The sequence below is a fragment of the Nocardioides sp. Leaf374 genome, from assembly GCF_916862475.1.
GTDB classification, from domain to species: domain Bacteria; phylum Actinomycetota; class Actinomycetes; order Propionibacteriales; family Nocardioidaceae; genus Nocardioides; species Nocardioides kribbensis.
Genome location: NZ_CAKASO010000063.1, coordinates 1 through 12935, shown reverse-complemented (window position 1 = coordinate 12935; position 12935 = coordinate 1). Strand labels below are relative to the sequence as shown.

The 12935-nt window shown below is 75.3% G+C and carries 8 protein-coding genes and 1 tRNA gene; 7 read left to right on the top strand and 2 right to left on the bottom strand.

Features of this window, described 5'->3' with window-relative positions; all coding sequences use genetic code 11:
* Positions 1-436: 436 nt before the first annotated feature.
* Together LPA27_RS18450 and LPA27_RS18445 are read right to left on the bottom strand one after the other, a co-directional pair.
* Positions 437-512 (bottom strand) — tRNA-Lys (locus tag LPA27_RS18450).
* A 66-nt stretch (positions 513-578) separates the two neighbouring features.
* On the bottom strand, positions 579-2183 hold the full coding sequence (locus LPA27_RS18445) for a phytoene desaturase family protein (RefSeq protein WP_056863692.1): 1605 nt from the start codon (positions 2181-2183) through the stop codon (positions 579-581).
* A 165-nt stretch (positions 2184-2348) separates the two neighbouring features.
* Here LPA27_RS18445 and LPA27_RS18440 point away from each other — a divergent pair, with 165 nt between their 5' ends.
* The 7 genes from LPA27_RS18440 to LPA27_RS18410 all read left to right on the top strand — a co-directional run bounded on the left by LPA27_RS18440 (position 2349) and on the right by LPA27_RS18410 (position 12883).
* Positions 2349-4358: an ATP-binding protein gene (locus tag LPA27_RS18440; RefSeq protein WP_228943394.1), complete on the top strand. Its 2010-nt coding sequence runs from the start codon at positions 2349-2351 to the stop codon at positions 4356-4358.
* Between the two features lie 44 nt (positions 4359-4402).
* Positions 4403-5350: a pirin family protein gene (locus tag LPA27_RS18435; protein ID WP_228943392.1), complete on the top strand. Its 948-nt coding sequence runs from the start codon at positions 4403-4405 to the stop codon at positions 5348-5350.
* Positions 5351-5386: 36 nt separating this feature from the next.
* Positions 5387-6109 (top strand): (2Fe-2S) ferredoxin domain-containing protein, encoded by a 723-nt coding sequence (locus LPA27_RS18430; RefSeq protein WP_228943390.1) that lies wholly within the window; start codon positions 5387-5389, stop codon positions 6107-6109.
* A 174-nt stretch (positions 6110-6283) separates the two neighbouring features.
* Positions 6284-9907 carry a cobaltochelatase subunit CobN gene (gene cobN / locus LPA27_RS18425; RefSeq protein WP_228943388.1) on the top strand — a complete coding sequence of 1208 codons (3624 nt, stop codon included), beginning with the start codon at positions 6284-6286 and terminating at the stop codon, positions 9905-9907.
* On the top strand, positions 9904-10716 hold the full coding sequence (cobF, locus tag LPA27_RS18420) for a precorrin-6A synthase (deacetylating) (RefSeq protein WP_228943386.1): 813 nt from the start codon (positions 9904-9906) through the stop codon (positions 10714-10716). Before cobN ends, cobF begins: the two co-directional genes overlap by 4 nt.
* Entirely contained in the window at positions 10713-12161 is a 1449-nt protein-coding gene (locus LPA27_RS18415; protein ID WP_228943384.1) for a cobyric acid synthase, read from the top strand. Before cobF ends, LPA27_RS18415 begins: the two co-directional genes overlap by 4 nt.
* Entirely contained in the window at positions 12158-12883 is a 726-nt protein-coding gene (locus LPA27_RS18410; protein WP_228943383.1) for a cobalt-precorrin-6A reductase, read from the top strand. Before LPA27_RS18415 ends, LPA27_RS18410 begins: the two co-directional genes overlap by 4 nt.
* Positions 12884-12935: the final 52 nt, after the last annotated feature.

Here is a 12935-nt window from a genome sequence, read left to right as displayed (position 1 = left end):
TTGCGCTGTCGCGCGAGGGTGGTTTCGAGACGGTCGCTGGCGCTCCCTCCTCAACCACCGGGGCGCGGGCGCTCCCTCCTCAACCACCGGGGGCGCTGGCGCTCCCTCCTCAACCACCGGGGGCGCTGGCGCTCCCTCCTCAACCACCGTGTCGGCCGTGGTTTCGAAACGGTCGCTGGCGCTCCCTCCTCAACCACCGGGGGCGCTGGCGCTCCCTCCTCAACCACCGCGGGGATGGCGCTCCCTCCTCGACCACCGGGGCGCGGGCGCTCCCTCCTCGACCACCGGAGCGCTGGCGCTCCCTGCTCGACCAGCGGGGTGCTGGGGCCTCCCGCCCGACGGCTGTGGGCTGTGCGGGCTCGCCCCCGGCGGGGAAGGGGGCAGGTCGGGAAATGGCGAGAGGCCCTCCCGGCGAACCGGGAGGGCCTCTCGTGGGTGGTACGGCATCAGGGACTCGAACCCCGAACCCGCTGATTAAGAGTCAGCTGCTCTGCCAATTGAGCTAATGCCGCGCGGTGAAGCGAGAAGAATATTACCAGCGGGCCACCGGGCGGCGAAATCGACGGAGCGGGGACCGGTCAGCGGGAGGCGAGGACGGCCTGGGCGGCGTTGTGGCCGGCGATCCCGGAGACGGCGCCGCCGCGCCGGGCGCCGGAGCCGCAGAGCAGGACGGCGTCGTGGGCGGTCTGCACGCCCCACTGCTGTGCCGGGGTGTCGAGGCGCGCGCGGGCCGGGGCCCACGGCCACTCGAGGTCGCCGTGGAAGATGTGGCCCCCGGGCATGGCCAGGTCGGCCTCGACGTCCTGGGGGATCTTGGCCTCGATGCACGGCTGACCGTCGGCGTCGCGGGCCACGCACGACGCGAGCGGCTCGGCGAGGTGCTCGTCGAGGGAGGCGATGGCCCGGGCGACCGCCTCGGCCTTGGCGGCCTCGCGGCGAGCGGGGTCGGCGAAGAGCGAGGCGGGCGTGTGGAGGCCGAAGTAGGTCATCGTGTGGGTGCCCGAGCCGGCGGCCGACCCGAGGATCGAGGGGTCGGTGAGGGTGTGGCAGTAGACCTCGCCGGGGAGGGCGGTGGGCACGGACCCGCCGGCGGCGTCGGCGTAGGCCCGCTCCAGCTGGCTGTAGTCCTCGGCGAGGTGGAGGGTGCCGGCGAAGGCCACGGCAGGGTCGACACCGGAGCGCAGGGCGGGCAGCCGGTCGAGGAGCAGGTTGATCTTGAGCTGCGAGCCCTCGGGCTTCGTCGCCGCGTCCTCCACGCCGCCGAGGAGGATCTCCAGCACCCACGGCGCGACGTTGGCCAGGACGTGGCGCCCGCTCACGACGTGGTCACGGCCACCGGCGTGGAAGGTCACCTCGGCGCCGGAGTCGGCGCCCTCGCCGGTGGGACGGATCGCCGAGACGCCCGCTCCGGTCAGCAGCTCGGCGCCCGCGCGCCCGGCCGCCGCGGCGAGCGCGTCGGTCATGGCGCCCATGCCCCCGACGGGCACCCGCCACTCGCCGGTGCCGTTGCCGATCAGGTGGTAGAGGAAGCAGCGGTTCTGCACCCGCGACGGGTCGTGCAGCGAGGCGAAGGTGCCGATGAGGGCGTCGGTGGCCACCACGCCGCGCACCGTGTCGTCGCGGAAGCGCCGCTCGACGGCCTCGCCCAGCGGGCGCTCGACCAGGTCGCGCCAGATGTCGGGGTCGACCCGGTCGCGCAGCGCCCGTTCGCCGGGCAGCGGCTCGAGGAGGGTCGGGGCGACGGCGTGGGCGAGGTCGGCGACGTCGGCGTAGAACTCCCGCCAGGCGGCGTACTCCTCCTCGCCCCCGGTGAGGTCGGCGAAGGACCGCGCCGTGGCGGGGCCCTCGGGGCGCTCCACGAGCAGCCCGCCAGGCTTCCCGTCGCGCGACGTCGGGGTGTAGGAGGCGGTGGTGCGCGACTCCAGACGAACCTCGAGGTCGAGGTCGCGCATCAGCGCCTCGGGCATGAGCGAGACGAGGTAGGAGTAGCGCGAGAGGCGCACGTCGTGACCGCGGAAGGCGGGGGCCGAGACGGCGGCGCCGCCGGTGTGGTCGAGGCGCTCGAGCACCAGGACCGAGAGACCTGCGCGCGCGAGGTAGGCCGCCGAGACCAGGCCGTTGTGGCCGCCGCCGACCACGACGACGTCGTAGGAGGACCGCGTGGGCGCACCCGAAGAGCTCATCGGGCCACGGTAGTGCTCGCGGCGCCGAGCCGCGCCACGCGCCTCGCCCGAGCACGGCTGAGACGTCTCTCAGCCGGCGCTCGCGCCCGAGTCGTGGTGAACCGGCGCCGCCGACGGCGCGGGCGTGCTTCACTCAGGCCGGGACCGACACCGGGAGGGGGAGTCGTGCCGGGTCTTCGCCTGCTCGCCGTCGCGGCTCTCGCGCTGCTCACCGGCGCCATGGGCCTCGCCGCGGTGTCGGCAGCGCCCGACACCGGCCACGCCATCGGCATCTGGCCCGTGGGCCTGGCCAGCGGCCTGCTGCTGCTCGCCCCTCGTCGCGCCGTGCCGGTGCTCGCGCTGCTCGTGCTCGCCCTCGCGGTGCTGACCATCCGGCTCGGCGGGCGCCCCGGCGACGTCGCGGTCGGGTACGGCGCGGGCGTCGCGCTGGAGGCCGTCGTGGTGTGGGCGATCCTGTCGCAGGGTGAGGAGGGCCGCTGGCGGCTGCGCCACGACGCCGACCTGCGTCGCTACGTCGTGGCGTGCCTCGCGGGGGCGGCTGTCGGTGCCTCGACGGGTGCGCTCACCTCGGCGGTCACCGGCTTCGGTGACCCGGCCCTGGTGGCCCTGGCGCTCGCCGTCTCGCACCTCGGGTCCCAGCTCGTGCTGACCCCGATGTGGTCGCGGCTGCCCGACCACGAGGCCATCGCCGGTCGCGGTGAGCGCGTGCTGCAGTGGGCGGCGGTGGTGACCGTCGCCCCCGCCGTGTTCGTGCCCACCGACCTCCCGTCGGTCGTCTTCCTCGTCGTGCCGGTGCTGGCCTGGAGCGCCCTGCGGCTGCGCGCTCCCGAGGCCCTCGCCCAGCTGGTGGCGGTGCTGGCCTTCGCGGTGCTCATGAGTGCCTCCGGTCGTGGCCCCTTCACCGACGCACCCGGCCGCTTCGACCTCGACCCCGACCTGCGCGGCGTGCTGCTCTCGGCCTTCATCGCGACCTGCGCGCTGATCGTCGTGCCGCTGCTGCTGCGCGTGGGCGAGCACATCCGCGCCGCCCGCACCGCTGCGGCCGAGCGCGACACCCTGGAGCGGGTCGTGCACAGCGCCTCCGACGCCATCATCGGAGCCGACCTCGAGCGTCGCATCACGCTCTTCAACCCCGGCGCCGAGCAGCTGCTGGGCTACACCGCGGCCGAGGTCATGGGCCGCGACTCCGCCATGCTCCACAGTCCTCACGGGGTGCAGCGCAAGGCGGCCGAGCTCGGGGTGGCCGACGACTTCGACACCGTGGCGGGCAGGATGCTCGAGCCCGGTCAGGCCGGCGCCTACATCGGCTTCGTGCGCAAGGACGGCACGGAGCGCACGCACTCGATGACCCTCGACCGGATCCTCGACGACCGTGGTCGCCCGGTCGGCTACCTGAGCATCTCCGAGGACGTCACCGAGCGGCTCGAGGCCGAGCGGGCGGTGCAGGACGCCCTGGAGCGGCTGCGCGAGGTCGACGCGGTCAAGGACGCCTTCATCTCCAGCGTCAGCCACGAGCTGCGCACCCCCATCACGAGCATCGTGGGCTACCTCGAGATGCTCGAGGAGGGCGACTTCGGCGCCCTGGGGGACGCCCAGCTCCGCGCGGTGCGCCGGGTCATCGGCAACAGCGACCGCCTGCTCGGGCTCGTCGACGACCTGCTCACGCTCTCCACCGTGCAGCACGACGGCCTCGGGATGGCCGAGAAGGTCCTCGACCTGGGCGAGGTGGTGCGCGCCGGCTGCGCCGTGGTGTCGCCCGGGCTGGAGCGCGGCTCGACCGTGCTCGAGGTCGACCTGCCCGAGGAGCCGCTGCCGGTGGTCGGCGACCGCGACCTGCTCGAGCGCGTCGTGATCAACCTCGTCGGCAACGCGGTGAAGTTCACCCCCGACGGCGGCCGGGTGGTCGTGCGCCTCGTGGCGGGCACCGGACCGGGCGAGACCTGTCACGTGCTCACCGTCAGCGACACCGGGATCGGCATCCCCGCCGCCGAGCTCGAGCACCTCTTCACCCGCTTCTTCCGCTCCTCCAACGCCCAGAAGCAGGCCATCCCCGGCAGCGGGCTCGGGCTCTCGATCGCCCACGCCGTCGTCGCCCGCCACGGCGGCCGGATGGAGGTCGACTCGGCGCTCGGCGAGGGCGCGACCTTCACGGTGCACCTCCCGGCCGTCACCTGACGCGAGCCGTTGAATGTTCAACTAGGCGCGGCTAGGATCGGGCCATGCCTGCGATCACCGTCGACGACCTGACCACCCTCGACCGGGTGCGCGGCCCCGGGCTGGGCGACCAGCCGCGGCCGGTGCTCCAGGTGACCACGGCGCCCCAGGGCTACGAGGGCGAGGGCTTCCCCGTGCGCCGCGCCTTCGCCGGCATCGACCTGGCCCGCCTCGACCCGTTCATCATGATGGACCAGATGGGCGAGGTGGAGTACGCGCCGGGCGAGCCGAAGGGCACCGCCTGGCACCCCCACCGCGGCTTCGAGACCGTCACCTACATCATCGACGGCACCTTCGACCACCACGACTCCCACGGTGGCGGCGGCACGATCACCAACGGCGACACCCAGTGGATGACCGCCGGCTCCGGGCTGCTGCACATCGAGGCCCCGCCGGAGTGGCTGGTGCAGTCCGGCGGGCTCTTCCACGGCCTCCAGCTGTGGGTGAACCTGCCCCGCGACGCCAAGATGAGCACCCCGAGGTACCAGGACATCCGCTCCGGGGAGGTGCAGCTGCTGACCTCCGCCGACGCCGGCGCGCTCGTGCGGGTCATCGCCGGCACCGTCGACGGCCACGCCGGGCCGGGGTCGACGTACACGCCGATGGCGCTGGTGCACGCCTCGCTCGAGCCCGGCGCCCGCCTCGACCTGCCCTGGGACGTCGACTTCAACGCGCTCGTCTACGTGCTCAACGGCGACGGCACCGTGGGGGAGGAGGGCCGCCCGCTGCGCACCGGCCAGGCCGCCGTGCTCGGCGCCGGCGACTACTTCACGGTCTCGGCCGCGGGCCGTCAGGAGAGCCGCTCGCCGCGCCTCGACGTGGTCGTGCTCGGCGGTCGCCCGATCCGCGAGCCGCTGGCGTGGGCCGGACCCTTCGTGATGAACACCAAGGCCGAGGTGATGGAGGCCTACCAGGCCTTCCAGCGCGGCAGCTTCGGGCACCCGACGAGCTGAGCGGGCGCCGGCGGGGGCGCTGCTAGGTTCCCCCGCGTGGACGAGCAGGTCGTGCTGGTGACGATGTCGGTGCGCGAGGTGCGCGCCGGCGCGGAGCTGGCCGCGCTCGCCGCCGAGGTCGGCGCGAGCGTCGCCCACCTCCAGCAGGGCGACCCCTCGCCGGCCCGCGAGCTGACCCGCCTCGCCGGCTCCGGCGTACGCCGCGTCGTCGTGGTCGGCGTCGCGACCGGGCCGCTGGCCCCCGGGGCGTCGTGGCTGCGGCGCGTGGTCGCCCACTGGTGGCGCGAGCGGGGCGACGACGCACCGCAGGTGCGCGTCGCCGGCGCGCTGCTGGCCGACCTCGACCCGGCCGCCGGCGCGGGGGAGCGGGTCGCGCGGCTGGTCGCCGCGGCCACGCCGGTGACCGGCGCCGAGGCGGGGCTGACCTCGTCGGCGTGGGAGGAGGTCACCGCCCACCGCCACCAGGTGCTGGTGTGCCGCGGGCCGCGGTGCACCGCGCGCGGCTCCGACGACACCGCCGAGGCGGTGGTGCTGGCCCTGATGGCCCACGGGCTCGGCGACGACGACGTGCTGCTGACCCAGACCGGCTGCCTGCTGCCGTGCAACCACGCCCCGGTGGTCGCGGTGCAGTCCGACGACGTCTGGTACGCCCGCGTCGGTGCCGGCTCCGTCGACCGGATCGTCGCCGAGCACCTGGTCGACGGGCGCCCGGTCGCCGCCCAGCGGCTGGCCCGCCCCGCGCCGCGCGGGATGGCCTAGGCTGCCGCTACACGTCTCGTGGACCCAGGAACCCGGTGCGGCAGCGATGCCCAGTCCGGGGCGGTTCCGCCACTGTGACGCCGTCGCGAGGCCCTGCGCCCCCGACGGCCCAGCCAGATACTGGCCACGGGACTCCGCCACTACCACCGGGGCGAGAACCCCGAGGAGGCCCTCGTGCGCATCGCGCTGCTCTCCACCTCAGACACCGACCTGCTCTCGGCCCGCGCCAGCGGCGCCGACTGGGTCTGGGCCAACCCCGCCCGCCCCGGCCACCAGTCGATGGCCGAGACCATCGAGCGCTGCGACCTCGTCGTGGGCCGGGTGCTGGGCTCCCCGCAGGACCTCTGCTCGGGCTTCGCCCGCATCCGCGCCACCGGCATGCCCGTGGTCGTGCTCGGCGGGGAGCAGCAGCCCAGCGCGGAGCTGATGGAGCAGTCGTCGGTGCCGATCGGGGTGGCCGCGCAGGCCCACCGCTACCTCGCCGAGGGCGGCCCGGACAACCTGGCCCAGCTGCACGCCTTCCTCTCCGACACCGTGCTGCTCACCGGCGAGGGCTTCGAGGCGCCGGCGGCCCTGCCGGAGTGGGGCCTGGCCGAGCGGCCCGCCGACCTGCCCGCCGACCTGCCGCGGGTGGGGATCCTCTACTACCGGGCCCACCAGGCCAGCGGCAACACCGCCTTCGTGCACGCCCTGGCCGACGCCGTCGACGCCACCGGCCGCGCGGTCGGCGTGCCGATCTTCTCCTCCAGCCTGCGCTCGGCCCCCGACGAGCTCTACGCCGCGCTGGGCACCCTCGACGCCCTCGTGGTGACCGTGCTGGCCGCGGGCGGGTCGACCCCGGCCACGGCCAGCGCCGGCGGCGACGACGAGGCGTGGGACGTTGCCCGCATGGCTGCGCTCGACATCCCGATCCTGCAGGGCCTGTGCCTGACCAGCAGCCGCGCGGAGTGGGAGGCCTCCGACGACGGGGTGACCCCGGTGGACTCCGCGACCCAGATCGCGATCCCCGAGTTCGACGGGCGCATCATCACCGCGCCGTTCTCCTTCAAGGAGATCGACGCCGACGGGCTGCCCCGCTACGTCGCCGACGCCGAGCGCTGCGCGCGGGTGGCCGGCATCGCGGTCGGCCACGCCCGGCTGCGACGCGTGCCGCCCGCCGAGCGGCGGGTGGCGCTGATGCTCTCGGCGTACCCCACCAAGCACAGCCGGGTCGGCAACGCCGTGGGCCTCGACACCCCGGTCTCGACCGTGCGGCTGCTGCGGCGCATGCGCGAGGAGGGCTACGACCTCGGCCCGGCCGGCGCGGTCCCGGGGCTCGACCTCGACGACGACACCGAGGCGGGCGACGCGCTGATCCACGCCCTCATCGACGCCGGCGGGCAGGACGAGGAGTGGCTGACCCACGCCCAGCTCACCGACGCCCACGTGCGGATCACGAAGCAGCAGTACGACGGCTGGACCGTCGACCTGCCCGCCGCGCTGCGCGACGACGTCGTGGCGACCTGGGGGGAGTCGCCCGGCGAGCTCTTCGTCAACGACGCCGGCGAGATCGTGCTGGCCACGATCCAGGCCGGCAACGTCGTGCTGCTCATCCAGCCCCCGCGCGGCTTCGGGGAGAACCCCGTCGCGATCTACCACGACCCCGACATGGCGCCCTCGCACCACTACCTCGCGGCCTACCGCTGGGTCGGCGGCGACGTGGAGACCGGCGGCTTCGGCGCCCACGCGGTGGTGCACCTGGGCAAGCACGGCTCGATGGAGTGGCTGCCGGGCAAGAACGCCGCGCTGTCGGCGAGCTGCGCCACCGACCAGGCCATCGCCGACCTGCCGCTGATCTACCCCTTCCTGGTCAACGACCCCGGCGAGGGCGCCCAGGCCAAGCGCCGCGCCCACGCCACGATCGTGGACCACCTCATCCCGCCGATGGCGCGTGCGGAGACCTACGGCGACATCGCCCGCCTCGAGCAGCTGCTCGACGAGCACGCCAACATCGCGGCGATGGACCCCGCCAAGCTGCCCGCCGTGCGCGGGGAGATCTGGCAGCTCATGCACGCCGCGGAGATGCACCGCGACCTCGGGCTCGACGAGCGCCCCGACGACGAGGAGTTCGACGACTTCCTGCTCCACGTCGACGGCTGGCTGTGCGAGATCAAGGACGCCCAGATCCGCGACGGGCTGCACGTGCTGGGCCAGGCGCCCGACGGCGAGGCCCGGGTCAACCTGGTGCTGGCCATCCTGCGCGCCTCCCAGGTCTGGGGCGGCGAGACCGCGTCGGTGCCGGGGCTGCGCGCGGCGCTGGGCCTCAAGGAGGGCGCGGAGGCGACCACGGTCATCGACGGCGTCGAGGAGCGGGCCCGCGCGCTCGTGCAGGGCATGGAGGCCGCCGGCTGGGACCCCGCCGCCGCGGCGGGGCTGCACGACGACCCCGAGGTGCAGCGGGTGCTGGCCTTCGCCGCGACCCAGGTCGTCCCGCGCCTGGCCCGCACCACCGACGAGCTCGACGCGGTGCTCCACGCCCTCGACGGCGGCTTCGTGCCGGCCGGCCCCTCGGGCTCGCCACTGCGCGGGCTGGTCAACGTGCTCCCGACGGGGCGCAACTTCTACACCGTCGACCCCCGCGCCGTGCCCTCGCGGCTGGCCTGGCAGACCGGGCTGGCCATGGCCGAGTCGCTCGTGCAGCGCTACCTCGACGACACCGGCGACTACCCCGCCTCGGTGGGGCTCTCGGTGTGGGGCACCAGCGCGATGCGCACCTCCGGCGACGACGTCGCGGAGGTCCTGGCCCTGCTCGGCGTGCGTCCGTCGTGGGACGAGGCCTCGCGGCGCGTCAACGACCTGACGGTCGTGCCGCTGGAGGAGCTGGGCCGCCCGCGCATCGACGTCACGGTGCGGATCTCCGGCTTCTTCCGCGACGCCTTCCCCCACGTCGTGGCCATGCTCGACGACGCCGTGCGCCTCGTCGCCGGCCTCGAGGAGCCGCACGCCAGCAACTACGTGCGCGCCCACGCCCAGGCCGACCTCGCCGAGCACGGCGACGAGCGCCGGGCCACCACCCGGATCTTCGGCTCCAAGCCGGGCTCCTACGGCGCCGGCATCCTGCAGCTGGTGGAGTCGGGCACCTGGCGCGACGACGCCGACCTGGCCGAGGTGTACACCGCCTGGGGCGGCTTCGCCTACGGCCGCGACCTCGACGGCGCCGCGGCCGCCGACGACATGCGGGCCAACTACCGCCGGATCAAGGTCGCGGCGAAGAACATCGACACCCGCGAGCACGACATCGCCGACAGCGACGACTACTACCAGTACCACGGCGGCATGGTCGCCACCGTGCGTGCGCTGACCGGCGCCGCGCCGCAGGCCTACGTCGGCGACTCCACCACGCCCGACGCCGTGCGCACCCGCACGCTGCAGGAGGAGACCAACCGGGTCTTCCGCGCCCGCGTGGTCAACCCGCGCTGGATCTCCGCGATGCAGCGCCACGGCTACAAGGGCGCCTTCGAGCTGGCCGCCACCGTCGACTACCTCTTCGGCTTCGACGCCACGACCGGCGTCGTGCACGACTGGATGTACGACACCCTGGCCCAGGAGTACGTGCTCGACGAGACCAACCAGGAGTTCATGCGCCGCTCCAACCCCTGGGCGCTGCGCGGCATCGTGGAGAAGCTCCACGAGGCGCGCGACCGCGGCCTGTGGGCCGAGCCCGACCCCGAGGTGCTGGCCGCGATGCAGGAGGTCTACCTCGACCTGGAGGGCGACCTCGAGGACCGGGCCGAGGACCGGGCCGAGGACCGGGCGTGAAGCGGGTCCGGGTGATCGGGGTGGGGCCGGGCGACCCCGACCAGGTCACGCTGGAGGCGGTGCGGGCGATGCGGGAGTCGGCGTACTTCGTGGTCTCCGACAAGTCCGCCGCGCTGACCTCCGAGCGCGGCGGCATGCCCGACCCGCTGGTCGTGGCGCGCGAGCGGCTGCTCGACCGCCACCTCGACGCCGCCCCCGTCGTCGTGCGCATCGAGGACCCCTCGCGCGAGCGGCGCCCGGAGCGCACCGGCACCCAGGAGGAGTACGACGCGGCCGTCGAGGCCTGGCACGACGCGCGGGCCCGCGCCTACGAGGACGCCCTGCGCGGCCACGACGGCGACGCGGGCTTCCTGGTCTGGGGCGACCCCGCCTTCTACGACTCCACGATCCGCGTGCTCGAGCGGGTGGGCCGCCGGCTGCCGCTGGAGGTCAGCGTCGTGCCGGGGATCTCCTCGGTGCAGCTGCTGGCCGCGCGACACCGCCTCGTGCTGCACGAGGTGGGCCAGGCCCTCCACGTCACGACACGGCGCCGGCTGGCCGAGGCCGTGCTGCCCCCGCCGCACGGGCAGGGCCAGGACAACGTCGTGGTCATGCTCAACCGCGTCGTCGACCTCACCGGGCCCGGGCTCGACCTGGGCGACTGGTCGATCTGGTGGGGCGGCAACCTCGGCACGCCGAGCGAGGAGCTCGTGGCCGGTCGGGTGCGCGACGTCGTGGCCGAGGTGGAGGCCGCCCGCGCGCGGTGCAAGGAGACGGCCGGCTGGGTGATGGACATCTACCTGCTGCGCGCCCCGGAGCCGGCGGCGTGAGCGGTCTGCTCGTCGCCGGGACGACCTCCGACGCGGGCAAGAGCGTGGTGACCACCGGGCTGTGCCGGGCGCTGGCCCGCCGCGGGCTGCGCGTGGCGCCCTACAAGGCGCAGAACATGTCCAACAACTCCATGGTCACCCGCGACGGTCTGGAGATGGGGCGGGCGCAGTGGGTGCAGGCCCTGGCCGCGCGCACCGAGCCCGAGGTGGCCATGAACCCGGTGCTGCTCAAGCCCGGCTCCGAGCGGCGCAGCCACGTGGTCGTGATGGGCCGCCCGGCCGGCGAGGTCTCGGCGCGCGACTTCGTCGACGGCCGGCGCCACCTGGCCGCCGCCGCGCACGCGGCCTACGACGACCTGGCCGGCCGCGTCGACGTGGTCGTCGCCGAGGGCGCGGGCAGCCCCGCGGAGATCAACCTGCGCGCCGGCGACTACGTCAACATGGGCCTCGCGCGCCACGCCGGCCTGCCCACGGTGGTGGTGGGCGACATCGACCGCGGCGGGGTCTTCGCGGCCTTCCTCGGCACGGTCGCCCTGCTCCCGCCGGGCGACCAGGCCCTGGTGGCCGGTTTCGTGGTCAACAAGTTCCGCGGCGACGTCTCGCTCCTCGCGCCGGGCCTCGACCAGCTGGCCGCCGCGACCGGGCGGCGCACCTTCGGCGTGCTGCCCTGGAGCCCCGACCTGTGGCTCGACGGCGAGGACGCCCTCGACCTCGAGGCGCGCCGCGAGCGCTCCGGGCGCTCCGGGGGCGACCGGGCGGTGGTCGCGGTCGTGCGCTTCCCGCGGATCAGCAACGTCACCGACGCCGACGCGCTCGACCTCGAGCCGGGCCTCGACGTGCGCTTCGTGACCACCCCGCAGGGCCTGGCCGACGCCGACCTGGTCGTGCTGCCCGGCACCCGCGCGACCCTGGCCGACCTGGCCTGGCTGCGCGAGCGCGGCCTCGACCGCGCCGTGCTCGACCACGCCGCGGCCGGGCGCCCGGTGCTCGGCATCTGCGGCGGCTGCCAGGTGCTCGGTCGGCGCATCGCCGACCCGCACGGCGTGGAGGGGGACCCCGGCGCCGAGGTCGAGGGGCTCGGCCTGCTCGACCTCGAGACCGTCTTCGGCCCCGACAAGGTGCTGCGCACCCACGAGCCGGCGGGCTACGAGATCCACCACGGCCGCACCACCGGCGAGCGGGTCGCCGGCGCCGTGACCGGCACGATGGTGCACGGCCGGCTCGAGGACGACGCCCACCGCGCGGCCTACCTGCGCGAGGCCCTCGGCGTCACCTCCACCGCCTCCTTCCCGGCCGCCCGCGAGCGGCGCCTCGACCTGCTCGGCGACCTCGTCGAGGAGCACCTCGACGTCGACGCCCTGCTCGACCTCGCGACGCACGGCGCCCCGGCGGGGCTGCCCGTGCTGGCGCCCGGGGCGCCGGAGCCGGCGGGGACCCACGCGTGAGGGTGCTGGTGCTCGGCGGCACGGCCGAGGCGCGCGCCCTGGCGGCGGCGCTGGTCACCGAGGGCGTCGAGGTGGTCTCCTCGCTGGCCGGGCGGGTCGCCCGTCCGGCGCTGCCGGTGGGTGAGGTGCGCGTCGGCGGCTTCGGCGGGCCGGAGGGCCTGCGCGAGCACGCCCGCGGCTACGACGCCGTCGTCGACGCCACGCACCCCTTCGCCGCGCGGATCTCCCACAGCGCCGCCGGCGTCGACGTGCCGCTGCTGCGGCTGGCCCGGCCCGGCTGGTCCGACGCCCCGGGGGCCGGGGCCTGGCACTGGGTGGAGGGCCACGACGAGGCCGCCGCACTGACCGCGCGGCTGGGCCGGCGCCCGTTCCTCACCGTGGGCCGCCAAGAGCTCGGCCGGTTCACCGGCCCGCTGCAAGCCCATGCGGTGCTCGCCCGGGTCGTCGACGAGCCCGAGCTCGCCCTGCCCGAGGCGTGGACGCTGCTGCGCAGCCGCGGGCCCTACACCCTCGCCGGCGAGCGGGCGCTGGTCGAGGAGCACCGCGCCGACGTCCTGGTGACCAAGGACTCCGGAGGGGTCCACACCTGGCCCAAGCTGGAGGCCGCCGCCGCGGGCGGCCTGGCGGTGGTCGTCGTACGCCGCCCGGCGGAGCCGGCCGGGGTCGCGACGGTCAGCGACGTCGCGGCCGCGTGCGCCTGGCTGCGAGCGGTGCGAGCGTGAGGAGCGCGCCGAGGCCCACCCGCGCGGCGAGCGCGCGGGCGCGGGGCAGGTC

What these genes read in the sequence shown, in the direction of transcription:
- LPA27_RS18445 (WP_056863692.1), bottom strand. Translation starts at nt 2,183, where the DNA reads ATGAGCTCTTCGGGTGCGCCCACGCGGTCCTCCTACGACGTCGTCGTG.
- LPA27_RS18435 (WP_228943392.1), top strand. Translation starts at nt 4,403, where the DNA reads ATGCCTGCGATCACCGTCGACGACCTGACCACCCTCGACCGGGTGCGC.